General features: G+C 46.4%; 22 protein-coding genes and 1 pseudogene. All 23 read left to right on the top strand.

Going from position 1 to position 23,529, the window contains the following annotated elements; translation table 11 throughout:
* Positions 1 to 20 precede the first annotated feature (20 nt).
* Entirely contained in the window at positions 21 to 404 is a 384-nt protein-coding gene (locus L2729_RS10550) for a RidA family protein (protein ID WP_248988237.1), read from the top strand.
* Between the two features lie 65 nt (positions 405 to 469).
* Positions 470 to 1,156, top strand: coding sequence for a tRNA (guanosine(18)-2'-O)-methyltransferase TrmH (gene trmH / locus L2729_RS10545; RefSeq protein ID WP_248988236.1), 687 nt, complete (start codon positions 470 to 472; stop codon positions 1,154 to 1,156).
* A gap of 275 nt (positions 1,157 to 1,431) precedes the next feature.
* A complete protein-coding gene (locus tag L2729_RS10540; protein ID WP_248988235.1) occupies positions 1,432 to 3,087 on the top strand; it encodes an AMP-binding protein in 1,656 nt (551 codons plus the stop codon).
* A gap of 226 nt (positions 3,088 to 3,313) precedes the next feature.
* Positions 3,314 to 4,237 carry a calcium/sodium antiporter gene (locus tag L2729_RS10535; RefSeq protein ID WP_248988234.1) on the top strand — a complete coding sequence of 308 codons (924 nt, stop codon included), beginning with the start codon at positions 3,314 to 3,316 and terminating at the stop codon, positions 4,235 to 4,237.
* A gap of 125 nt (positions 4,238 to 4,362) precedes the next feature.
* Positions 4,363 to 5,064 (top strand): tetratricopeptide repeat protein, encoded by a 702-nt coding sequence (locus L2729_RS10530; RefSeq protein ID WP_248988233.1) that lies wholly within the window; start codon positions 4,363 to 4,365, stop codon positions 5,062 to 5,064.
* Positions 5,065 to 5,187: 123 nt separating this feature from the next.
* Complete coding sequence (locus L2729_RS10525; protein WP_248988232.1) at positions 5,188 to 6,258, top strand: sensor histidine kinase; 1,071 nt, start codon at positions 5,188 to 5,190, stop codon at positions 6,256 to 6,258.
* 5 nt (positions 6,259 to 6,263) lie between these two features.
* On the top strand, positions 6,264 to 6,860 hold the full coding sequence (locus L2729_RS10520) for a response regulator transcription factor (RefSeq protein ID WP_248988231.1): 597 nt from the start codon (positions 6,264 to 6,266) through the stop codon (positions 6,858 to 6,860).
* A gap of 82 nt (positions 6,861 to 6,942) precedes the next feature.
* Positions 6,943 to 9,018, top strand: coding sequence for an ATP-dependent DNA helicase RecG (gene recG, locus L2729_RS10515; protein ID WP_248988230.1), 2,076 nt, complete (start codon positions 6,943 to 6,945; stop codon positions 9,016 to 9,018).
* A gap of 130 nt (positions 9,019 to 9,148) precedes the next feature.
* Positions 9,149 to 10,021, top strand: a complete 873-nt coding sequence (locus L2729_RS10510) for a DUF3014 domain-containing protein (protein WP_248988229.1) — start codon at positions 9,149 to 9,151, stop codon at positions 10,019 to 10,021.
* 345 nt (positions 10,022 to 10,366) lie between these two features.
* Positions 10,367 to 11,083, top strand: a complete 717-nt coding sequence (locus L2729_RS10505) for a beta-ketoacyl synthase chain length factor (RefSeq protein ID WP_248988228.1) — start codon at positions 10,367 to 10,369, stop codon at positions 11,081 to 11,083.
* Positions 11,076 to 11,895, top strand: a pseudogene (locus L2729_RS10500) (lysophospholipid acyltransferase family protein). The gene L2729_RS10505 and the pseudogene L2729_RS10500 overlap by 8 nt, the downstream one beginning before the upstream one ends.
* Positions 11,873 to 12,127 (top strand): phosphopantetheine-binding protein, encoded by a 255-nt coding sequence (locus L2729_RS10495; protein ID WP_248988226.1) that lies wholly within the window; start codon positions 11,873 to 11,875, stop codon positions 12,125 to 12,127. Before L2729_RS10500 ends, L2729_RS10495 begins: the two are co-directional and overlap by 23 nt.
* A gap of 8 nt (positions 12,128 to 12,135) precedes the next feature.
* The gene (locus L2729_RS10490; RefSeq protein WP_101089488.1) at positions 12,136 to 12,384 is read left to right on the top strand and encodes an acyl carrier protein; all 249 of its coding nucleotides are present in this window, start codon (positions 12,136 to 12,138) and stop codon (positions 12,382 to 12,384) included.
* Entirely contained in the window at positions 12,384 to 12,932 is a 549-nt protein-coding gene (locus L2729_RS10485; RefSeq protein ID WP_248988225.1) for a COG4648 family protein, read from the top strand. Before L2729_RS10490 ends, L2729_RS10485 begins: the two co-directional genes overlap by 1 nt.
* Positions 12,929 to 14,308, top strand: a complete 1,380-nt coding sequence (locus L2729_RS10480; protein ID WP_248988224.1) for an AMP-binding protein — start codon at positions 12,929 to 12,931, stop codon at positions 14,306 to 14,308. The genes L2729_RS10485 and L2729_RS10480 overlap by 4 nt, the downstream gene beginning before the upstream one ends.
* On the top strand, positions 14,305 to 14,697 hold the full coding sequence (locus L2729_RS10475; RefSeq protein ID WP_248988223.1) for an ApeI family dehydratase: 393 nt from the start codon (positions 14,305 to 14,307) through the stop codon (positions 14,695 to 14,697). The genes L2729_RS10480 and L2729_RS10475 overlap by 4 nt, the downstream gene beginning before the upstream one ends.
* Positions 14,697 to 16,415: a glycosyltransferase family 2 protein gene (locus tag L2729_RS10470; RefSeq protein WP_248988222.1), complete on the top strand. Its 1,719-nt coding sequence runs from the start codon at positions 14,697 to 14,699 to the stop codon at positions 16,413 to 16,415. The genes L2729_RS10475 and L2729_RS10470 overlap by 1 nt, the downstream gene beginning before the upstream one ends.
* Positions 16,412 to 17,971, top strand: a complete 1,560-nt coding sequence (locus tag L2729_RS10465; protein ID WP_248988221.1) for an HAL/PAL/TAL family ammonia-lyase — start codon at positions 16,412 to 16,414, stop codon at positions 17,969 to 17,971. Before L2729_RS10470 ends, L2729_RS10465 begins: the two co-directional genes overlap by 4 nt.
* A 34-nt stretch (positions 17,972 to 18,005) precedes the next feature.
* A complete protein-coding gene (locus L2729_RS10460) occupies positions 18,006 to 18,476 on the top strand; it encodes an acyl-CoA thioesterase (protein ID WP_248988220.1) in 471 nt (156 codons plus the stop codon).
* Complete coding sequence (locus L2729_RS10455; RefSeq protein WP_248988219.1) at positions 18,473 to 19,195, top strand: outer membrane lipoprotein carrier protein LolA; 723 nt, start codon at positions 18,473 to 18,475, stop codon at positions 19,193 to 19,195. Before L2729_RS10460 ends, L2729_RS10455 begins: the two co-directional genes overlap by 4 nt.
* On the top strand, positions 19,192 to 21,609 hold the full coding sequence (locus tag L2729_RS10450; RefSeq protein WP_248988218.1) for an MMPL family transporter: 2,418 nt from the start codon (positions 19,192 to 19,194) through the stop codon (positions 21,607 to 21,609). The genes L2729_RS10455 and L2729_RS10450 overlap by 4 nt, the downstream gene beginning before the upstream one ends.
* A 23-nt stretch (positions 21,610 to 21,632) precedes the next feature.
* Positions 21,633 to 22,880: an NAD(P)/FAD-dependent oxidoreductase gene (locus L2729_RS10445; protein WP_248988294.1), complete on the top strand. Its 1,248-nt coding sequence runs from the start codon at positions 21,633 to 21,635 to the stop codon at positions 22,878 to 22,880.
* Positions 22,868 to 23,518: a DUF3261 domain-containing protein gene (locus L2729_RS10440; RefSeq protein WP_248988217.1), complete on the top strand. Its 651-nt coding sequence runs from the start codon at positions 22,868 to 22,870 to the stop codon at positions 23,516 to 23,518. Before L2729_RS10445 ends, L2729_RS10440 begins: the two co-directional genes overlap by 13 nt.
* Positions 23,519 to 23,529 lie beyond the last annotated feature (11 nt).

Raw genomic sequence — 23,529 nt, 5'->3', positions numbered from 1 at the left:
ATACAGATAAAGGGAAGATCATGGCAGAGAAAATCATCATTGCTACCGACAAAGCACCACAAGCTATCGGCACCTATTCTCAAGCAGTAAAAGTAGGCAGCACCGTTTATTTATCAGGTCAGATCCCACTGAATCCTGAAACGATGCAAATGGTAAGTGACGAATTTGACGCACAAGTGGTCCAGGTTTTTGAAAACCTAACCGCGGTTTGTGCTGCTGCCGGTGGTTCATTAAGCGATATTGTTAAACTCAATATTTTCATGACAGACCTAAGCAACTTTGCCACTGTTAACGAAATCATGAGCCGTTACTTTCAGCAGCCTTACCCCGCTCGCGCCGCTATCGGCGTTAGCCAACTGCCGAAAGGTTCATTGGTCGAGATGGATGGCGTAATGGAAGTTTAATCCATTAAGCCAAAAACAGGGCGCTTCGGCGCCCTTTTTTATTGATAACATTTAAGAAGAACACCATGAGTCCTGAACGTTTCGCCCGCATCAACCAGATGCTAGATAATCGCCAACCTGATCTCACCCTTTGCTTAGACACTGTGCATAAAAGCAATAACATTGCAGCCGTGATCCGTAGCGCCGACGCTGTTGGGATCCATGAGGTTCATGCGGTCTGGGCTGAGCTGGAGATGCGTGTCTCGGGCAATACGGCATCAGGTAGTCAGCAATGGGTTAAAACACAAGTTCATCATACGATGGACCATGCCGTAGAGGAGTTTCGTCGCCAAGATATGCAGATCCTCGCGACCACATTTTCTCCGACCGCCGTCGACTTTCGCGAAATAGATTACACTCGCCCAACGGCCATTATTTTAGGTAATGAGCGCGATGGCGTGAGTGCAGCAGGTATTGCTGCAGCAGATCAGCATATCATTATTCCAATGATAGGCATGGTGCAATCACTCAATGTCTCTGTTGCTGGCGCCCTGATTGTGTATGAAGCACAGCGTCAACGCGAAGCAGCTGGCATGTATGGAACCCGCAAACTTGATGATGCTTATTGCCAAATAAAACTGTTTGAACAAGGCCACCCTATCTACGCCAAAGCCTGCCGCCGTAAGAAGCTCGCCTACCCCGGCATTGATGGCACTGGCCAAATTATGGCTGATGAACAATGGTGGCAAAAAATGCGTGAGCCTTCTGCATAACGGCATTATCACCGCTCAACATATTCAATAAGTGCTGGCCGATAGGCTGGCACTCACCCGTAAATACCTACGATTAATCCCCCCAGCTCTTAACTCAAAGATACGCTTTCACCACATCATTGCGCAAAATTGTAACGAGCGTTTGAAAAAGTTGTCATAGATCACATTTTTCGCCATACTCAATATTAGCGACATCAGTCTGTTAAACGAACGATTAAAACAAAAAGTAAGCAGCCGACTGGATTGGAATTAATAATAATCAATATGGAAATGCGATGGAATCATCTATGAAAACCCCAATTGAGATGCTTGAACATTGGGTCGAAAAGCAAGGCGATCAAGTATATCTAAAGCAGCCTATTGACGGTCAATATAAGACTTTTACTTGGCGTGATGTGCAAACGACAATGCAACAGATTGCGGGAGCACTTAAACATTTAGGACTTAATCCAGGCGATAAAGTTGCCGTTCTGTCTAAAAACTGTGCCGAATGGTTTATCACAGATCTCGCCCTGATGCATGGCGGGTATATTAGCGTGCCAATTTACCCAACAGCCAATGCCGATACTATCCGCTACACACTTGAGCACAGTGAATCAAAAGCAATATTCATCGGTAAGTTAGATTATTGGGCCGATCAAGAGTCCGGCGTTGGCGGTGAAATTTTACGTATGGCAATGCCTTACGACACCATGCCAGCCCAATATCACTGGGATAAACTACTCACTCTTGGCCAGCCTTTAGTCGATGCACCATTACCGACTCTGGAACAGATCATGACCCTGGTTTACACCTCAGGTTCAACAGGAAAGCCCAAGGGCGCGATTCAAACTTTTGCCAGTTATGCTTGGACCTGTAACGCTGTTGTTCGTGATCTAAAAACGGATGGTGAAGACAGATTAATTTCATACTTACCGTTAGCACACATCACCGAGCGAGTCGCGATGGAAGGCTCTTCATTCTATTCTGGTAGCAGCGTGGCCTTTGTTGAAAGTCTCGATAGCTTTGTCGCTGACGTACAGCGTGCAAGACCCACGGTATTCTTCTCAGTGCCTCGTCTTTGGAGCCTATTCCAAAAAAATATTATCGACAAGATTGGCGACAGCAAGCTTAATTTTTTACTTAAAGTGCCCATTATTAGCGGTATCGTAAAACGTAAAATCCACGCAGGCCTAGGTCTTGAGCATTGCCATTTACTCGGTTCTGGTTCTGCGCCGATTCCGCCCTCGCTCGTGAGCTGGTACCACAAAATTGGTCTCAATATCTCCGAAGCCTGGGGTATGACTGAAAATTGCGCTTACTCGATTATTAACAATCCGTTTGATGCCAGTAAGATTGGCACCGTGGGTCGCGCCGTTGAAGGTTGCACCATTAAGCAAACAGATGTTGGCGAGTTGATGGTTAAGAGCCCTGGACTGATGCAAGGTTATTACAAGCAGCCCGAAGAAAGTGCCGCGTGTTTTGACGAAGATGGTTATTTCTACACCGGCGACTTAGTGAGTATTGATGACGATGGTTACGTCACCATCACAGGCCGCGTTAAAGATAACTTTAAAACCTCTAAAGGTAAGTACGTTGCGCCAGTGCCTATTGAGCGAAAACTGGCACAAGATCTTCACGTAGAGATGATTTGCGTTATTGGTTCAGGTCTGCCGCACCCAATTGCACTGGTACAACTCTCTGAAGGTGCCTCTTTGCAACCTAGAGAAGAGGTGAAGGCGTCACTTAAAAAGACCTTAGATGCGGTCAATCCTCATCTAGAATCTCACGAAACGGTTGATGCTATTGTGGTTGTCACCGATAAATGGGATGTCGATAACGACGTATTAACCCCGACGCTTAAGATTAAACGTCACGTACTTGAAAAGAGTTTCAGCGAAAAGGTCGATGGTATTCGCGGCGGTAAGATCTGCTGGGAAGATGAAATCTAGCCCATAGTGAATGATATGCTTGGCATACAACAGCGCACCTTTTGGTGTGCTGTTTCATATCAGGTTAGCCGTTAATTTAGGCAAGGCAATGGTTCAGAGACTCATGACCACGAGGTCTGGTTAAATAAACTATCTTTAATGGCCATTTGCTGTTTTTTTTGTTGTGCTCTTTATAAAAAAAACTATTCTAGCCACCCTTTTACCTCATCTATAAGTAGTGTTAATTATGTTTATTTGGTTGTCGATTATCGGCGGGTTTGTCATTTTGACCGTAGGCGCCGAATCATTAGTCAGAGGCGCCAGTAAAATCGCCTTAAGGCTTGGCTTATCGCCGTTAATTATCGGCTTAACCATTGTCGCTTTTGGCACCAGTGCACCCGAGCTAGCGGTGAGCATTAAATCTGCGGTGGCGGGCAATAGCGGGATTGCATTGGGTAATGTGATTGGTTCAAACATTGCCAACATCGGTCTAATATTGGGTATTACCGCACTGATTCGACCGATAAAGATTGAATCTCAAATGGTTAAGCGCGACATTCCGATTATGATCGCGGCATCACTGCTATTTTGGGGCCTACTTCTCGATGGCGGCTTGAGCTTTGTTGATGGTGTCATTCTTTCAACGCTATTAATCACCTATTTAAGCTTTAGCTATTTCACCGCCGACAAACAAATCTCTGAAGAGGTTGCTGCGGATAATCAAAGCCAGTGGCTATCCATTGTTTTTATCATTATTGGTATCAGTATGTTGGTTGGCGGCGGCATATTATTTGTCGATGGTGCAGTAGCACTAGCGCAGTCTTTCGGGATCAGCGAAATCATCATAGGGCTAACCATCGTAGCGATTGGCACTAGCATGCCTGAATTGGTGACCTCCGTCGTTGCCGCCCTTAAAGGACAAAGCGATATTGCGATCGGTAACGTCGTAGGCTCAAACCTATTCAATATTTTAGGGATCCTCGGTGTCACGGCGGTGATCCATCCCATCATTGGCAACGACATTAATCCACTTGATTGGCTGGTAATGATAGGCCTCGCAGCCCTTTTGCTGCCCTTTGCCTATAGCGGTCTGCGAATTGGTCGTAGAGAAGGCAGCATCTTGGTGTTGGGCTATTTAGCTTACATAGGCTATTTGGTCACACAGGCTTAAAGCCGTTATCACAAAGATTAAATGACATTTGTCATGCACTTCTTATGACTTTTGTGTCTGCAAAACTCCCTCACAATCTTCAATACTAGCCCTGTACCCAATACAGGGCTCAAAAGGAGATTGACATGAAATCATTACTACTCGTAACTTCAATGGCCATCATTAGCCAATTTGCTCAAGCTGACAGCACTGATACTAGTATTAGCGCTATCGATACAGCAGCTAACCACATGGACGTAAAAAGCCTACAGTCACTTGTCCAGCAAGGCGATGATTATCAACAAGCATACGCAGGTTATAGACTCGCTATTAGCGCCAATATTCTTGGCCAACGTGCACTTGCAATCACCGCACTTGAGTCAGCAAAAGACACACTAGAACCACTAACTGCCTCAAGTGCCAATGCCGACAACCTCGCCCTGCTGTCATCTGTTTATGGCATGCTTATTGGCTTGGACAATAGCAAAGCTGTTGTATACGGCACCAAAGCGGGCACTACGATAGCGCAAGCAAAAGCACTGGACCCCACCAATCCTCGGGTACTATTAGTTCAAGCAATCACCGCCTTCAATACCCCCGAAATATACGGTGGCAGCAAACAACGTGCTATTGAGTTAAGCAGTAAAGCCATTGAGTTTTACGCAATTCCTTGTGATAACATTTGCTGGGGACACGCTGAGGCCTACACTTGGCGAGGATTAGCTAAGCAGAACTTAGGTGATGTAGATGGTGCGATAGCGGACTGGCAACACGCTTTAGCTATTGAGGCCGACTACAGTTGGGCACAATTTTTACTGCAACAAAATAGCCAAAACGCTAAGCGATAGTTCACGACAGCGCAATGGATAGAGAGCGGTAATATTAAGCTTAGCTCTCCAATATCCAAGCCACTTTTAAAGCAGCATTCAGTGGTGGGCAAGTCGTTTAGGTATTAATAAAAGGAGTTTTTCATGACCGAGGCAACTCAATCAAAAGAAGACAAATTGGCTTGGGTATATCTAGTCAATTTGGTTTTTTACCTTATCCCCATTTTTGTCGATGAGATGCAGCCATGGGAAATAGCCCTCAGCTTAGCTGCTCTTGTGCCCTTCATTTATTGCTATTTTTGGGCTTATCGCTCCACCACGGCTAACGCTTACCGACCGATTATCGCCATGATAACCATCGGCGTATTAGTGACCCCGATTAATACTGGCTCACTATCATTGTTTACCTTTGCCGGCTTCTTTCTCGGTTTCTTTTACCCGTTAAGAACCGCTATCTACAGCCTGTTAGGGCTAATAGGTTTGTTGTCGCTACTGAATGCCAGCCTCAATTTTGACCATTACTATTGGGTCATTTATGGTGCTGGTCTCATTGCTGGTGTCGGGCTGTTTGGGGTTGCCGAGCGCAAGCGCGTGGAGCATAAATATCAGCAACAAAAAAGCCAAACAGAGATCCAACAACTTGCGACCATGCTAGAACGAGAACGCATTGCTCGCGATCTGCATGACATCATGGGGCACAGTCTTTCCTCAATATCTTTGAAAGCCGAGTTAGCCGAAAAGCTGATCGCCAATAATGATATTGAGCAAGCACGACTGCAATTAACTGAACTCAATAGCATCGCTAGAGATAGCTTGAGCCAAATAAGACAAACCGTTTCTGGCTATAAGCACAAGGGCCTTTCCGCCAGTGTGACACAGCTCTGTCAAACACTACGAGACAAAGGCTTAAGTGTCAGTTTGATTGGTAACATCCCCAAGCTTAAACCCGAATTAGAGACCCAATTAATTTTGAGTCTAACGGAGCTTTGTAGCAATATCGTTCGCCATAGCAAGGGCACCCGATGTGAATTGCACTTTGAGCAAACGGCAACACAATTGCGTATCGCCATTACCGATGATGGCTGCCCGAGCAAAATCGAACAAGGCAATGGACTCATTGGTATCAATGAGCGACTGGCTAAATTTCAAGGGGTATTGGCATGGGAGTTGGCCGATGAATGCCAATTTACCATTACTCTGCCAGCACAAGGATGAAACCAATGAGAATTTTGTTAGCAGAAGATCAAGCCATGGTAAGAGGAGCATTGTCCGCGCTACTCTCTTTAGGCGGTGACTTTGACATTACCCAAGCGGCTGATGGAGACGAAGCTCTAGCACTGCTAAAACTGACGGAGTTTGACCTGCTGCTCACGGATATTGAAATGCCGGGCCGTACCGGACTCGAACTCGCCAGTTGGTGCCAACAACATAAGCCAGCACTTAAGATAGTGATCATTACTACCTTCGGCAGATCCGGCTATATCAAACGTGCCATAGAATCTGGCGTAGGGGGCTTTCTATTAAAAGATGCTCCCTCTGACACCTTAATCAAAGCCATTAACCAAGTAATGGCAGGCAAGCGCATAATCGATCCTGAACTGGCAATGATGGCCGTGGGGGAAATGGATCCACTCAATGACAAAGAGCGACGCGCATTAAGACTCGCCAGCGAAGGAAAATCCACATCAGACATAGCCGAGCTACTGTTTATCGCAGAAGGTACGGTGAGAAACTATTTGTCTGAGGCTATCAGTAAATTACATGCGACTAATCGTATTGATGCCGCCAGAATTGCACAGCAAAAAGGCTGGTTGTGATCATCAAAATAATCGCAAATTTGCGAAAAATGATATCTCTGATAATATATGTATAAATTTACAGTGTTTGAGTGCTAACCGTTTGCAAAGTCTCGATCTTGTTCCTATAACAGAACTCAAGGGCGTCGCCAAAAAGATGGCCGAGAGATTAGCTAAGCTGGATATTACAACAGTGCAAGATCTGTTGTTTCATCTGCCGCTGCGTTATGAAGATCGTACTCAGATCTACCCTATTGCTTCACTCTATCCTGGCAGTTATGGCACCATTGAAGCGGTGATCCAGTCAAGCCAAGTTATCCAAGGTCGCAAACGCATGCTGACCTGCACTGTACGTGATGATACTGGCAGTTTAACCCTACGCTTTTTCAACTTTTCGGTAGCTCAGCGGAATGGTCTTGAAGCAGGCACTGTTATTCGAGCCTATGGTGAAATTCGCCGCGGTAAGCATTTTAGCGAAATTATTCATCCTGAATACAAGCTAGTCTCCGCCGAAGATGACATGCCTCTAAGTGATACCTTAACGCCAGTGTATCCCACCACTGAAGGCCTTAAGCAGGCGAGTTGGATTAAGTTAACAGAGCAAGCCTTGGTGATGCTGGCAGAAGGGGGACTACCAGAGCTATTGCCTCCCCATCTGCAACCCAATCAAATGGAGCTCAAACAAGCACTACAGTTACTACACAGACCGAATAATCAAGTCTCACAGTTTGATCTTGAGCAAGGGACGCATCCTGCACAACAACGCCTTATCCAAGAGGAGTTGTTAGCGCACAACTTAAGCATGCTACGCCTACGTCAACGAACACGTCGAGACAAAGCCGTTAGTATGTCCGCGACAGGTCAGCTGTTAAATCCATTTCTGGCATCACTGCCTTTTAAACCCACTGGTGCGCAGCAACGAGTCGGTGTCGATATCAGCACCGATCTTGAAAAAGCAGAGCCGATGATGCGACTGGTTCAGGGCGATGTAGGATCAGGGAAGACCTTAGTGGCCGCACTCGCTGCATTACAGGCTATCGAGAGCGGTTACCAAGTCGCTATGATGGCGCCAACAGAGTTACTCGCTGAGCAGCACATGATTAATTTCAGCAGTTGGTTTGAGCCGTTAGGGTTAAAAGTCGGCTGGTTAGCCGGTAAGTTAAAAGGCAAAGCCAGAATACAATCGTTAGCCGATATCGAATCGGGTGCGGCCAATATTGTGATTGGCACCCATGCTATATTCCAAGAGCAAGTGGTGTTTAATAAGCTCGCATTAATTATCATCGATGAGCAACATAGATTTGGTGTACATCAGCGCCTAGGCCTAAGAGAAAAAGGGGTGAGTCAGGGCTTTCATCCACACCAGCTCATTATGACGGCGACTCCAATTCCACGTACATTGGCCATGACCGCTTATGCAGACCTAGATACCTCAATCATCGATGAGCTGCCACCAGGCCGTAAACCGGTCACTACGGTTGCAGTATCAGATCAGCGTCGAGAGGAGGTTATCAACCGAGTGCGCCAAGCGGCGGTGACTGATAACCGTCAAGCCTATTGGGTCTGCACGCTTATTGAAGAGTCTGAGGCACTAGAATGCCAAGCTGCAGAAGACACAGCTCAGGAGCTTAAAATTGCCTTACCTGAACTCAATGTTGGCCTGATACATGGCCGAATGAAATCGGCTGAAAAACAGCAAATTATGGCAAGCTTTAAAGCTGGAGACTTGCATCTACTAGTGGCTACAACAGTGATTGAAGTCGGTGTTGACGTGCCGAATGCCAGTCTCATGATTATTGAAAATCCAGAACGTTTAGGCCTAGCACAACTGCATCAGCTCAGAGGCCGTGTCGGACGAGGCGCCGTGGCCAGTCATTGCGTACTCATGTATAAGCCTCCGCTGTCAGCCACCGCCATTAAAAGACTCGGCGTATTAAGGCAAAGTAACGATGGCTTTGTGATCGCACAGCGTGACTTAGAGATCCGTGGCCCAGGTGAAGTGCTCGGCACCAAGCAAACTGGCGTCGCCGATATGAAGATTGCTGACTTAATGCGAGATCAAGCCTTAATCCCCCATGTACAGAAGCTTGCCCCATATGTCATGCAGCAAGCGCCCGACAGTGTGGATGCCATTATCCAACGCTGGCTTGGCGATCGGGAGCAGTTTGTTCAAGCCTAATTGCTGATCCATAAAATTAAATATTCTTAATAGAGCTTCAACCTATAGACAAGCTCGTTTTATTTTGCAAAATGGGTTAAGGCTATACTTATCACTATAACGATCATCGTGCGGTAGCAGAGGAATCAACATGCAACTCAGTCAAGAAGATAGAATTTCACCTCAGGAAAAGTCCTCAGGTACTAATGGCCTAGCGATTATTGCCATTGCCGTTGTTGTACTGATCTCTGCTGGAGGTTATTACTATTTAAGTGGTAATGATAAGAGCGAAGCACCGCAAATTATTGCGCCGGTTGTCATTCCCGATCCTATCCCAGAAGAGCCACTCGAAACCGATGCTAATCTGCCAGAGCCGGAACCAGAAATAGTGGAACCAGTCCCTGTGCAGTTACCTACACTCGACCCCGTTCCAGCAGTAGAGCCATTGCCAGCACTGGCCGATAGCGATCCCTATGTTCATCAAAAAGCGATTGATATTGCAGACGGCATGGCAATTCAGCCTTTACTCATTGAAGACAATGTTGTGCGTCAATTTGTGGTATTTGTTGATAATTTAGCTCAAGGAGAGTTGGCTAGAAAAGTCAGTCCATTAAAAGCACCTAATAATGGCTTTACCGTGTCAGATATCGCTAATAAGACCTATGTTGACCCAGATAGTTACCACCGATATGACTTATACGCAGACTTCCTTGCCAGCTTAAATGAAGAGGAACTAGCTAAAACGTACAAAGAGATGACACCGCTTTTAAGCGAAGCTTTCAGCGAACTTGGCTACAGCAGCACTTCGTTTAACGACAGAATGCAGCAAGCTATTGGCATCATGCTCGACGCGCCGATTATTGAACAACCGATAGAACTCGATGGTGTGAGTGTTAACTACCAGTTTGTTGATCCTAAACTAGAAGCTTTACCTAATGCTCAGAAACTCATGGTGCGCATGGGACCTGAAAATGCTCGCAAGGTAAAATCAGCACTACGTCGATTGCAAAAGCACCTCGACTAACCTCTCCTAAAGTAAAATATTAAAGTATTCAAAGGCCCTTAACTAACAGGGCCTTTACTTTATCGCCATATTTTAACAATTTTCAGCGATTTTGCGCTACAGCCGTATCGTAAAGCACTTCTGTAATCTTTATCTTATGATGTAGAATAGCGGCTCTAATGCCGTAAGTTCAGCAGTATAATTATACTATTGAGCTAAGCTTTCGTGTGACACCAAGCAGTAGCGGCTACTTAGACATATCGTATATGCTAGGCCTTAAAAATTGATTTATTCTTGAGGGGCTCAAGCGATTATTTACAATGAACTTAGGCACTACGAACGGATATTCGTATGTAAGGCAATGCAATGAAGTTTAGCATTCTTTCATGGGGCGCATGGTCGCCACACTATCAGCATAACGCTGAATGGCAGGCTTGGCCCAAGACAGTATTAGACGTATCTACTGCGAAGACGGCTGTGCCTAAATTGCCACAAGTGCCTGCAATGCAACGCCGCCGCCTCAGTAAACTCACAAAAATCATCCTTGATGCTATTTTTCAATGTGAACCACCACCGCAATGCCGCAGCATTTTTGCTTCGCAGCACGGAGAGATAAACCGCACGATTGGCTTACTTAATGACATTGTCGATAAGTCTGCGTTATCACCCACCGCCTTTAGTCAGTCAGTGCACAATACTGCGAGCGGGATCTTTAGCATCATTAGTCAAAACAGAGCAGCATCAACATCCATTGCAGCGGGCCGTGAGACGCTATCTCAAGCCTTCATTGAGGCATACGCGCTACTGGTTGATGATCCTGAGCCGGTACTACTTTCTTATGCCGATGACACCGTACCCGATATTTATAAGCCATTTGCGAGCGAGCCTGAATGGCCGATTGCAGTGGCATTTCTAGTCGCGCCAATAACGTCACCGCAAGCGGCCTTGGCAACAATCAACTTAAGCGAACAGCACCCCGAAGCCGCGACATTAAGCGTTGGTGATATATTATCTAGTATCGCGCTAAAACAGGCTATTTCAGGTAACTTTTCCGGTGCGCATTGGAGCTTGAGCTTTGAATAAACAACCAGCACCCCGACTAACGGGTATCGCTTACTTGCCACGATGGATAGGGGGCACGTTTTGCTATATCGTTTTTGGCCTTGGTGGATTACTCAGTTCATTGACCATTTTGCCTATTCTCAGATTTTGGCCTGGCACCACCACACAACGTATAGAAAGAGTGCAGCATGCAGTTCACCTCATGTTCAAAGGCTTTGTCTGCATGCTCACTTGGACGGGCTTGATTAAAGTCAGTCATGGTGACCTGCAACAACTTAGAGATGCTAAGGGAATGATTGTTACCTCAAATCACCCTACCTTGGTCGATGTCGTCGTCCTGATCAGTTTAATACCCAATACTAGCTGCATTGTCAAACAAGGTATTTGGCGCAACCCCTTTTTACGTGGTGTAGTATCCAGTGCGGGCTACATACCGAATCGTGGTGCAGAATTTCTATTAGCGGACTGCAAAGAAGTGCTCAATAGAGGCAATAATTTAATTATTTTCCCTGAAGGTACTCGGACTATCATTGGTAAACGCATCAACAGTTTTGCTCGCGGTGCTGCCAACATTACGATTCGCACACAAAGCGACCTGCTACCCATATTGCTTAAAACCAACTGTGTTGGCTTTAGTAAACAAGAGTCTTGGTATCAATTACCCAGGCGTACCATCGGCATGCATATTGAAGTAGGCGAAAAACTGCCCTATCTACGCTATGATGCAACTGCGGGTGGCGATGCTAAGATGGCTCGCCAAATGACCCGTGATCTAGAAGAATATTATAAACAACAATTAGATAAATACTTATGAGCTTAGAAAACGAAATTAAACAATTGATCATCGACTCTCTTGACCTTGAAGACGTCAGTCTTGATGATATTGATGCTGAAGCACCACTTTTTGGTGAAGGGTTAGGACTAGACTCGATTGATGCACTAGAACTTGGCTTAGCAATAAAAAAACAATTTGATGTGAAAATTGAAGCTAATTCCGCCGTAACCAAATTACATTTTTTCAGCGTTGCTAGCTTAGCAAGCTTTGTTAAGTCACAACGAGTGTAGGAGGCATTATGCAAACTCGTGAACAAATTTTAGAAGCATTAACCCGTATATTAGTCGATGACTTTGAAGTCGATGCTGACGATATCACGTTAACAGCATCACTTTATGAAGCGTTAGATTTGGACAGTATTGATGCTGTCGATCTCGTGATTAAACTGCAACAGATGACAGGCAAAAAAATTAAACCTGAAGAGTTTAAAGCCGTGCGTACCGTCGGTGATGTGGTCGATGCAATTCAAGGTTTAGTTAAAGACTAATGCGCTTACTTTTGCAAATAGTGACCAGCCTAGTGGTGCTTGCCTATCCGTTAGCAGTCTATTTCGGCTTGCACTATTTGCCCGTAGGCACCGTTGCACTGGTATTGTGCGCCGTACTGCTGTTGCGCTTATTACTGCAAAAACAAAAATTAAAAGCACTGTTATTACCCATTTTAATTGGTATTGGTCTCACCGCTGGCAGTTTTATCGCTAAAGAGCATGCGCTGTTACTCTTCTATCCAGTCGTGATAAACCTGACAATGTTAGCGCTCTTTAGTTACTCTTTAGTTCGTGGTCCTAGCATGATTGAGCAACTTGCGAGATTGAAACAACCCGACCTTCCTGATGAAGCCGTTGGCTACCTCAATAAGGTCACACTACTTTGGTGTGGATTGTTTATTTTCAATGGGTGCGTTGCACTCTATACCGCTCTTTATACTAGCTTGGAAACTTGGACCCTTTATAACGGCTTAATCGCCTATTTGCTCATTGGATTACTGCTCGCTGGTGAGTGGTTATACAGAACATTGTGGTTAAAAAAGACATGACTGAATTACTCAAATCCTGGTTATCTCAAGGGCCAACAGCACAGCAGTTAATCAGCTTCAACCATCACAATATTGTGACAGGTGCAGTTTTCAGCAACCAAGTCGCGCATCTGCACCAGCAGCTCAATCGTTCCCAAGAAAAGCGCTGGCTATTGAGCTGTGATAGTAGCGATATGTTTGCTGTTGGGCTCTGTGCAGGCTTACTTGCCGGAAAGCAAATTATACTGCCCGCCAATACTCAAACGGGAACATTGAGTGAATTAACCCATGAATTTGAGGGGGTTATTTCCGATCTGCCACTATGTGAAGGCAAAGCGTTTCTGCGCTTAGATAAAGATATTAATCTGCCTACATCGCAATGGCCTCAATCAATCCAATGGGGTGAGCTGGTATTATTCACCTCTGGTAGCAGTGGTAAACCCAAACGAATCGCCAAATCAATTAGGCAACTCGACGCTGAAGTCAGCATCTTGGAGCGTACTTTTGCTCAGCACCTGCCACATTGCAGCGTCATCGCAACCGTTTCGCACCAACATATTTACGGCTTGCTGTTTAAAGTTCTGTGGCCACTTGCTGCTAGTCGTCCATTTTTAAGTGATTTAGTTGAGTATCCTGAAACGCTTAGCTACTACGCCAACTTATTTCCAAACTTGTGCTTAGTGAGTAGCCCTGCTCAGTTATCTCGTTTGCCAGATGCTCTGGACAATGAGCCGCAGTTGCGCGCCCCAAGCTTAGTCTTTAGCTCAGGTGGCCCTCTCAACTTTGAGGCCGCGATGGCAATAAAGCAATGCTACGGTCGTCTACCCACCGAAGTCTTTGGCAGTACAGAAACGGGCGGTATCGCATACCGACAGCAACACTCACCCGCTGAACCTTGGCAAACATTTGCCGAAATGGAAATTAAGCAAGATGCTGTCGATGGCGCATTGCTACTGAAATCACCCTATTTAGAAAACGACCACTGGCTAAGATGTGAAGATAAAGTCGACATCGCGGCCGATGGGAAATTTAGCCTACAAGGCCGCTTAGATCGGATCATTAAAGTCGAAGAGAAACGCTTATCATTAGTGCAGATGGAGTCGCTTTTAGAGAGCCATCCTTACGTTACAAAGGCGGCACTACTCTTATTAGAACAGCCCAGAATACAGCTAGGGGCAGCGATTGAATTATCGCAGCAAGGTATTGAGCAGTTAACTGCTGATGGCAAACTGGCACTCAACAACGTGCTTAAACGCCATCTATTAACCCAGTTTGAACGTGTTACCTTGCCACGTCGTTGGCGCTACCCAGAGCAGCTGCCGCTCGATTTTCAGGGAAAACGCGTACACAACACCATGTTGGCTTTATTTGATATCGATAAGTTTAAGAGTAAATGATTAAATCTACGCTACCGACGATTTTGAGCACTGAAATAGAGGATGACACCATTTGTTGGCGTCTAGAGATTGCTGCTGAGCTTGAGTATTTCAAAGGCCACTTCCCCGATCAACCCGTGCTGCCGGGCGTCACTCAATTAGATTGGGCGATTAAACTTGGCTGCCAGCATTTTGGCTACGTCTGCGACGTTGCCGTACTAGAGGTGCTCAAGTTTCAACAGCTCATGCTGCCTAACACTCAGGTCAATTTGACCATTAGTCACAATGCCGCTAAAGCCAAGCTTATGTTTGCTTATAGCGATGGCGATAAACGCTTTGCATCTGGCCGAATCGCCTGCAATGTGAGCCCCTCGGAGAGCATTCAACCGACCAATAAGGACATAGGCTGATGCGCATCGCTTTGGTCATTCCAAACTATAACCACCAAACGGCAATTGCACATACGCTTGAGCAACTTGATGAACTGGGTTTGCCTTGCTACTTGGTCAATGATGGCAGTGATGATGAAACTCGTTTTTTACTCATCGAACTGGCCAATAAATACCCCTGGGTAACGCTGCTACACCACCCTTTTAATCGTGGTAAAGGCGCTGCGGTAATGACGGGGCTGCGCACCGCTTATCAAGATGGCTTCAGCCACGCACTGCAAGTTGATGCCGATGGGCAACACAATTTAGATGATATTCCGGCAATGATCGCGCGCGCAGAATCAGCACCAGAGGCATTAATCTCTGGGCTACCTCAATATGATGAATCGGTGCCTAAGGCCCGCTTATACGGTCGCTATCTCACCCACATTTGGGTCTGGATAGAAACCCTCAGTTTTGATATCCAAGATTCCATGTGCGGCTTTAGAGTTTACCCGTTAGCCGAGACTGAAAAGCTTTTTCTAACTCATGCTCTTGGTGAGCGAATGGACTTTGACATAGAAGTGCTAGTGCGCCTGTATTGGCAAGGCGTACCCGTTATTCATATTCCTACCCGTGTTATTTACCCCGAAGATGGCATTAGCCACTTTCAAGGGGTCAAAGATAATGCGCGGATCTCTCTCATGCACAGCAAACTGTTTTTCAGCATGCTACTGCAGCAACCTCAGCGCTTGTGGAACAAATTCAGCCAAGGTAAACAAAGCCAACACTGGTCCACTATGCAGGAGCGCGGCAGCTATTGGGGTATTAAATTGATAGCTGAAAGCTATCGCTACGGTGGCCACTGGCTATGCCGTGCCATTATGTACCCCGTTATTTGCTACTTCTTTGCCACTGGAGCCACGGCCAGATCAGCATCGAAGCAGTTTTTAACCCAAATTAAAGCGACTCAGCCCAACCATCCTTTGCTTAATGACAAGCTCAGCTGGCGTGACAGCCTTAAGCACTTTTTTGCCTTTGGTCATGCAGCGCTTGATCGCATCGATGCCTGGTGTGACCGCATTAAACTCGCTGAAGTCGACTTTCCTAATAGACAACTTCTGACAGAACAACTGGACACTGGCAAAGGGGCTGTTTTACTGGTTTCCCATTTAGGCAATCTAGAGCTTTGCCGCGCAATATCGATCCACCAGCGCAAAGTGAAAGTGAATGTCATGGTCTTAACCGAGCATGCCGAAAACTTTAACCGTGTATTGCAGCAACTCAACCCAGATAGCGCCTTAAACCTTATTCAAGTAACAGAGCTTGGGCCAAGCACCTCGATCTTGTTACAGCAAAAAATCGACGAAGGTGAATTGGTGGTTATCGCCGGAGATAGAACCTCCTCGCAAACGGCTGGCCGTGTTATCTACAAGCCCTTTTTAGGTCAAGATGCACCGTTCCCGCAAGGACCCTTTATCCTAGCGGGCTTATTAGATTGCCCAGTGTTTACCATGTTCTGTTTACGTGAAGAAGGTCGTTACCACGTGCACCTCAGCCATTTTGCTAACAGCCTGAAAGGCCCACGAGCTGGCAGAGCTGAACGACTCGACAATGCAGTACAAGATTTTAGCCAGCGCCTTGAATACTTTGCGCTGCGCCAACCACTTCAATGGTTTAATTTTTATGATTTTTGGCACAAGGATGAAAATATCCAGCGTACCAATGTTCAAGGCAGTAAAGGACAACAACACAAATGACCCACGCTAATTCCCTAAACATCAAGCAACAAACCGTTGAGTTTGGCTACCGTAATTTGTCTCTTGAAGACGTTGTAGCAATTGCAAAAGGGGCAACCGCACAGTTAAAGCAGACCGAAGAATACCGAGCCTATATTCAAAAAGGTGCGTTATTTATCGATAGCTTACTCAAAGAAGAAGGCGTGGTTTATGGCGTTACCACCGGTTACGGAGACTCCTGCACTGTCACCGTCGGCCTCGATCTTGTTCATGAGCTACCACTGCATTTGACCCGTTTTCATGGCTGCGGTCTTGGCGATATTCTATCGGTGGCACAAACGCGGGCGGTAATGGCTTGTCGCTTAAGCTCTCTCGCCTATGGTAAATCTGGCGTCAGCTTTGAACTACTCGAACGCATTGAGACACTGCTGAACCTCAATATTACTCCGGTGATCCCAGAAGAGGGTTCCGTCGGTGCCAGTGGTGATTTAACGCCCTTGTCTTACCTTGCGGCCGTACTCATTGGTGAGCGTGATGTCATGTATCAAGGTGAGCGACGCCCGACTAGCGACGTTTATAAACAACTGAATATTATCCCGTTGACGCTGCGCCCTAAAGAGGGGCTCGCGCTAATGAATGGCACTGCGGTGATGACGGCACTGGCTTGTTTAGCCTTTGATCGCGCTCAATATATGGCTCGATTATCAAGCCGCATTACGGCGATGGCCTCACTAACGTTAAAAGGAAATTCGAACCACTTCGATGAGATCCTGTTTGCCGCCAAGCCACACCCGGGTCAAAATCAAATTGCCGCGTGGATCCGTGAGGACTTAAATCATCACACTCACCCGCGTAACTCAGACAGATTACAAGACAGATACTCAATTCGCTGCGCACCCCATGTGATCGGTGTACTGCAAGATGCGCTGCCCTTTATGCGCCAGTTTATCGAAACCGAGCTTAACAGCGCTAACGACAATCCTATTGTGGATGCCGAAGGTGAGCATATCCTTCACGGCGGGCACTTCTATGGCGGCCATATCGCATTTGCGATGGATGCGATGAAAATTGCCGTGGCCAACATTGCCGACTTAATTGACCGCCAGATGGCGTTAGTGATGGATCAAAAGTTTAATAATGGTCTGCCCGCTAATCTTTCAGCGGCAATGGGTAAGCGTAAAGCCATCAACCACGGCTTTAAAGCCGTACAGATTGGCGTGTCTGCATGGACTGCTGAAGCACTAAAAAATACCATGCCTGCCAGTGTTTTTTCACGCTCTACCGAGTGCCATAATCAAGATAAAGTCAGCATGGGCACCATTTCGGCGCGTGACTGTATACGAGTGTTACAACTTACAGAACAAGTCGCGGCCGCAGCGTTGCTGGCCATGTCTCAAGGTATTCGGTTGCGTATCATGCAACAAGAGCTAGCCCCAAGCTCTATCACACCATCACTGGCTAAGACGTTAGCGCAAGTCGAAGCCGATTTTGAACTGCTCACCGAAGACAGACCATTGGAGCAAGCACTCCGTGCTACCGTCGACAAGATCCAAAGTGGCGATTGGGAAGTATGTTAATGCGCGTTACCGTGCCAGCAAGGATAATGACCTTATGAAAGGGATTATAAGCACCGAGATTGAAATCGTTATCCCTTTCCATGATGTCGATTCAATGGGCATTACCTGGCATGGAAACTATCTGCGTTATTTTGAAATTGCTCGCTGCCAGTTACTCGACCTTATCGATTACGGCTACCGAGCAATGCAAGCTTCAGGCTATAGCTGGCCCATTGTCGACTTGCAGATCAAGTATGTACAGTCGAGTACTTTTGAGCAAAAGGTGATTATCAAAGCCGCCATCGTTGAATGGGAAAATCGGTTAAAAATTAATTACCAAGTATTGGATGCCGTCACTAAAAAACGCATTACCAAAGGCTATACCATACAAGCCGCGGTTGACATGCAAACCCAAGAGTTGTGCTTTGTTACGCCTGAGGTGTTTCAACATAAAATAGTCAAACTTGTCGATGCGAATGATCAATCAAGCGCTTCGCTGACCCCGACCACAGGCTCACATAAATGACGTTCACAGGGTCTGAGTCGCGCAGCTGCCAGTTCATATTAATCTGCATCCTCTTAATCGGTAATGCCGTGAGCTTTTCGGCTCATAGTGAGACTAGTTTCGACGCATTATTTGCACAAACGGCATCATCGAGTGAGTTAACCCAGCTCTCTAAGCAGCTAGCACCAAGCTCACAAGCGAAGGGGGTATTTACTCAGTATCGGCACTTAAAGGTCCTTAAAAAACCACTGATCAGTAAAGGTATTTTTGTCTTTTCTAAACAGCTCGGCGTGATCTGGCAGCAGCAGTCGCCCTTCAATAGCACCCTAATCTTACAAGCGGGTCGCTTGACCCAAATCGACAGTCAAGGGCAAGTCCACATTAGCGATGTGCAGCAATCCACCACGGCCAATCAACTGTCGCAATTAATGCCAACCCTGCTCAACGCCCTGCTCAGTGGCGATCTACACACGCTCGAACAACATTTTCAATTGAGCTTACAAAGCGCCAGCAATGCACAATGGCAACTGGGTTTGACGCCAATAGACCCTTTGGTCAAAAAGGCGATCCCTAGGCTGGTGTTAATGGGTGAGCAACAGATCCAAACCTTGATCCTATTCAGTGACAACCAAGACCGCAGCCGCATCGAATTTTCGGCGATCAATGAAATGCCCTTAACAGATCAAGACAAAGCACGCTTTTCTCCCACAGAGGAAGATAGCAGCAGAGAAGCCCGATGAGCGCAAAATCTCCTCTAGCCGTTTTTAGCGTGTTAGCCACACTCAGCCCAAGTAAAAAGTTACTGGTCTGGCTGGCATTGGTATTTTTCACGCTAACACTGGGGTTTTTACAATGGCAATCTGGCGCCAAGATCCAGACTGATATTTTGGCCATGCTGCCTAAAGTAAGTGAACAACCACTTGAGCAACGAGCCATTGCTCAAGTTGAACAGCAGCTAGCCAATCGACTCTATATCGGGGTTATTAGTGCTGATAAAAACCAAGCGGTGAGCGCTGCATCAGCACTCATGCAGCAGTTAAAATCAAATAGTTCCGCGGTGTTCACTGGCATCAGTAGCGCTGACATTTCGCAAGCCGAAGCCTTAAACGACTTTTACTTTCCGTACCGATTCAACCTACTGACCGATAAACAACAACAGCAACTCACACAAAATCAGTGGCCACAGCTAACTCAAGCGAGTTTACAGAAACTCTATAGCGCCTTTGGTTACGCCAATAGCGCCTTAATAAGTCATGATCCGCTGTTGCTCTACCCTGATAACTTACTCGCACTGGCCCCCAAGCAAGCGTTAAGCGTAGAAAACGCTGTGCTGGTGACTCGCCTACCCAGTAATGATGCTAAAGCTACGCCACGCTATGTCGCTATCGTGATGGCAAAAGGGTTACAAAGCGTCTTTAGTCCTAATGCTCAACAATCACAGCTGAGCGCACTCAATACTGCACAGCGGGCGGTCAGTGCCGAATTTGCTGCGGTTGATTTTATACACGCAGGCGCGCTTTTTCATGCCGCGGCAGCCACTGACAATGCAAAAAAAGAGGTCTCAAGCATTGGCCTCATCTCGCTTATCGGGGTTATCGCCTTAGTCTGGTTTGCCTTTCGTTCCATCATGCCGTTAATGATTGCTGTCATTACGCTCAGCTGCAGCCTGCTTTTTGCCGTCGTACTCACGCTTGTGGTATTTGGCGAGTTGCATTTACTGACCCTAGTATTTGGCACCAGCCTTATTGGCATCGCCATTGATTACTGCTTTCACTTTTACTGCGAACGATTAAATCATCCTCAGCAAGATGCTAACCGGACTTCATTAGCCATTCTGCCAGCGATTTCATTAGCCTTAGTCACCAGTATTATCGCCTATGGCTCACTGGGGCTAGCGCCTTTCCCGGGGATGCAACAAGTCGCCATATTTTGCGCTGCGGGTCTAATAGGGGCATATTTAACCTTAGTGTTTGCCTACCCTAAATTGGCGGGTGCAACACTAAATGACGGCCGACACCTGCTTGAGCTTGCTGATACATACCAAGGTTTTATGCTTAAGCGCGCCATGCCATCATCGCGATTATCAAGGGTAATCCTGTTACTTAGCACGGTAGCTTTTATCGGTGTAGGGCTCTCGCAGCTCAAGAGCAATGATGATATTCGTCAGTTACAACACACACCCGCCGCAATTCAGCAGCAAGAAGACACGCTACGCACCGTACTCAGTGGCGGAACAGATAATCAGTTTCTGCTGGTCTCTGGACAAACTGAAGAACAAGTAAAGCAAGCGCTTGAGCGACTAGAACCTATTCTCGAGACGGCACAACAACAGCAATTGCTTGGCAATCACTTTAGCTTGAGCAAATTTCTGCCCAGTGAAAAAACACAAGCAAGAAACTACCAGTTACAGCAGCAAATTTATCAGCAACATTTAGTCGAAATTCTTGACCATTTGGGGATTGAAGACAGCATTAAACAACCGTTAGCGGATGAATTTACAGCGGCAAAAAACCGCTATATCCATGTCGAAGACTTTTTACAATCTGCCGCCGGGCAGCAGTTGAGCTCGATGTGGTTAATGCCGCAACAAGACTCTGGCTACGCATCCATTGTATTACTCGGTGGCATTAAACAACTCGACACATTGTCTGCCCTGTTTAGCGACAATCCCAACGTTGATTTAGTGGATAAGGTGGGCGACATATCCAAAGTAATGGGCCACTATCGTCAACTAACACTGGCACTGCTGGTCATCGCATTGATCACTGCCGTAAGCATATTCACCTTTAGATTCGGTGTGAAACTCGCGTCAATCGTGGTGAGCGTACCCGCATTTGCCGCTATCTTGACCTTATCGACATTAGGGCTAATGCACGCGCCATTGACCCTGTTTCATGCGTTGGCGCTGATTTTAGTGTTTGGGATCGGCATTGACTACAGCCTGTTTTTTGCTGAAGCAAATCAAAAGACTCGCGGGGTGATGATGGCCGTACTCATGTCAGCAATATCGACACTACTCGCTTTTGGTTTACTTGCATTTAGCCAAACCCCAGCCATTAGCGCATTTGGTTTGACCCTGTTAATAGGCATTAGCTTTACCTTTTTACTGTCGCCATTTATTCAAATTTTCACAAGGAAACCATCTCAATGTTAAGCTCCAATGCACATCAGAACACCATGACTCAAAATGTTGAACAGAGCCGTGTTGAAGACGTCGATGTTGCCATCATAGGCGCTGGCCCATCAGGGAGTATTGCGGCAAGTTTACTGCATGCTCAGGGCAAACGCGTTCTGGTGCTAGAGAAGCAGCATTTTCCGCGTTTTTCTATTGGAGAAAGCCTACTCCCCTGCTGCATGCAAGTGATTGCTGAAGCCAATATGCTCGACGCTGTTAACGCGGCTGGCTTTCAATATAAAAATGGTGCAGCGTTTAGATGTCGCGATCAATACACCAGCTTCGACTTTAATGACAAGTTCACCCCGGGCCCAGGGACGACTTTTCAAGTTGAACGCGCTCAGTTCGACAAACTGCTGGCAGACGAAGCCACTAAGCAAGGCGTAGAGATCCGCTATGGCCAGTCAGTAGAGTCGGTAAACCTTGACTCAGCACCTGAACTAACGGTACAAAATGAAGCCGGCGAAACCTACACCGTTAACGCAAAGTTCATTCTGGATGCCAGTGGTTTTGGCCGAGTGTTACCTCGACTACTCGACTTAGAAAAACCATCGCACCTGCCCACCCGTACTGCCGTTTTTAACCATATAAACGACAATATTACTTGTCCCGATTTCGACCGTAATAAAATTCTCATCAGTGTTCACCCTGATAATAAAGATATTTGGTACTGGTTAATCCCTTTTAGCAATGGCCGTTGCTCAGTCGGTGTTGTTGCAGAGCCACATCAACTCGGTAACTTAGCAGGTAATTTGGACGACGTTCTGCTGCAGATGATATCTGAAGAACCAGGGCTTAAAAAATTGCTCGCCAATGCTGAGTTAGTCAATGACTCCGCGCTGCTACAAGGATACTCCGCTAACGTTAAGACCTTAGCGACCAATAAGTTTGCGCTCTTAGGCAATGCTGGAGAGTTTCTTGACCCGGTCTTTTCATCAGGCGTGACTATTGCAATGCAATCGGCTTCTTTGGCGGCTAAAGCTCTTATCAAGCAACTCGATGGTGAAGCCATTGATTGGCAGGATGAATACGCTACGCCATTAATGAAAGGCGTTGATACCTTTAGAACATACGTCGAAGCTTGGTACGACTGCCGCTTTCAGGACGCTATCTTTTATAGCGACCCCGACCTCACAATTAAGCAGATGATCTGTTCAATTTTAGCGGGCTATGCTTGGGATCAAAACAATCCCTTTGTCAGTGAATCAAAAAGACGCCTTAATATGGTTGTAGAAATATGTCGCAGCTAACGCATTTTCTTAAAGGCATAAGCTGCTTCAGCTTGCTGCTGTTAGCAGGTTGTAGCCAAACCTTGCAAAGACAAACCTGCGTTGAACTGCCAAGCAACGTCAGTTACTGTCTGGCACCGCTCAACGACGCCAGCATAAGTGAGCCGTCAAAGCCTTTGACTGAGCGTAGCCTGACTCAAAAAACAACCATAAAGACCCAATCGAGTCAGCATGAACTGCTCACTCAATTGGAGCTTAATCCGCAACAGCTGACCTTAGTTGGCTTAGCCCCTTTAGGCCAACCACTCTTCACGCTGACTTATGATGGCGATAAGCTTATCAGTGAGCAAAGCACCTTACTCGGCGACCAATTTAAAGCCGAGTATCTGCTGGCCATTATGCAACTTGTCTATTGGCGTGAAGACAGCCTCAATCGCCATTTACAAAATGGCTATATACAGGGCTATAATTGCGATGCTGCGTATTGTCGAAAGCTATTTGCTGCAGCGCCGAGAGCAAGTAACAAAGAGATGAAGATTAACGCTGAAGATCCGCAGCCGATTGTCACCATCCGTTATAGTCAGCTTGATCCATGGCAAGCCAAAGTCGAATTGAGGATTGATGCTGCTGATTTCGAGCTCATCATCACTCCGTTATAAACCTATTATGG

This window comes from Shewanella gelidimarina (assembly GCF_023283945.1).
In the GTDB taxonomy this organism is placed as follows: domain Bacteria; phylum Pseudomonadota; class Gammaproteobacteria; order Enterobacterales; family Shewanellaceae; genus Shewanella; species Shewanella gelidimarina.
The sequence above is the reverse complement of the archived record's forward strand: the minus strand, read 5'-3'. Positions and strand labels throughout refer to the sequence as shown.

Coding starts and splice junctions, on each gene's coding strand:
- L2729_RS10550 (WP_248988237.1), top strand. CDS start 21: ATGGCAGAGAAAATCATCATTGCTACCGACAAAGCACCACAAGCTATC.
- trmH (WP_248988236.1), top strand. CDS start 470: ATGAGTCCTGAACGTTTCGCCCGCATCAACCAGATGCTAGATAATCGC.
- L2729_RS10540 (WP_248988235.1), top strand. CDS start 1,432: ATGGAATCATCTATGAAAACCCCAATTGAGATGCTTGAACATTGGGTC.
- L2729_RS10535 (WP_248988234.1), top strand. CDS start 3,314: ATGTTTATTTGGTTGTCGATTATCGGCGGGTTTGTCATTTTGACCGTA.
- L2729_RS10530 (WP_248988233.1), top strand. CDS start 4,363: ATGAAATCATTACTACTCGTAACTTCAATGGCCATCATTAGCCAATTT.
- L2729_RS10525 (WP_248988232.1), top strand. CDS start 5,188: ATGACCGAGGCAACTCAATCAAAAGAAGACAAATTGGCTTGGGTATAT.
- L2729_RS10520 (WP_248988231.1), top strand. CDS start 6,264: ATGAGAATTTTGTTAGCAGAAGATCAAGCCATGGTAAGAGGAGCATTG.
- L2729_RS10510 (WP_248988229.1), top strand. CDS start 9,149: ATGCAACTCAGTCAAGAAGATAGAATTTCACCTCAGGAAAAGTCCTCA.
- L2729_RS10505 (WP_248988228.1), top strand. CDS start 10,367: ATGAAGTTTAGCATTCTTTCATGGGGCGCATGGTCGCCACACTATCAG.
- L2729_RS10495 (WP_248988226.1), top strand. CDS start 11,873: ATGAGCTTAGAAAACGAAATTAAACAATTGATCATCGACTCTCTTGAC.
- L2729_RS10490 (WP_101089488.1), top strand. CDS start 12,136: ATGCAAACTCGTGAACAAATTTTAGAAGCATTAACCCGTATATTAGTC.
- L2729_RS10485 (WP_248988225.1), top strand. CDS start 12,384: ATGCGCTTACTTTTGCAAATAGTGACCAGCCTAGTGGTGCTTGCCTAT.
- L2729_RS10480 (WP_248988224.1), top strand. CDS start 12,929: ATGACTGAATTACTCAAATCCTGGTTATCTCAAGGGCCAACAGCACAG.
- L2729_RS10475 (WP_248988223.1), top strand. CDS start 14,305: ATGATTAAATCTACGCTACCGACGATTTTGAGCACTGAAATAGAGGAT.
- L2729_RS10470 (WP_248988222.1), top strand. CDS start 14,697: ATGCGCATCGCTTTGGTCATTCCAAACTATAACCACCAAACGGCAATT.
- L2729_RS10465 (WP_248988221.1), top strand. CDS start 16,412: ATGACCCACGCTAATTCCCTAAACATCAAGCAACAAACCGTTGAGTTT.
- L2729_RS10460 (WP_248988220.1), top strand. CDS start 18,006: ATGAAAGGGATTATAAGCACCGAGATTGAAATCGTTATCCCTTTCCAT.
- L2729_RS10455 (WP_248988219.1), top strand. CDS start 18,473: ATGACGTTCACAGGGTCTGAGTCGCGCAGCTGCCAGTTCATATTAATC.
- L2729_RS10450 (WP_248988218.1), top strand. CDS start 19,192: ATGAGCGCAAAATCTCCTCTAGCCGTTTTTAGCGTGTTAGCCACACTC.
- L2729_RS10445 (WP_248988294.1), top strand. CDS start 21,633: ATGACTCAAAATGTTGAACAGAGCCGTGTTGAAGACGTCGATGTTGCC.
- L2729_RS10440 (WP_248988217.1), top strand. CDS start 22,868: ATGTCGCAGCTAACGCATTTTCTTAAAGGCATAAGCTGCTTCAGCTTG.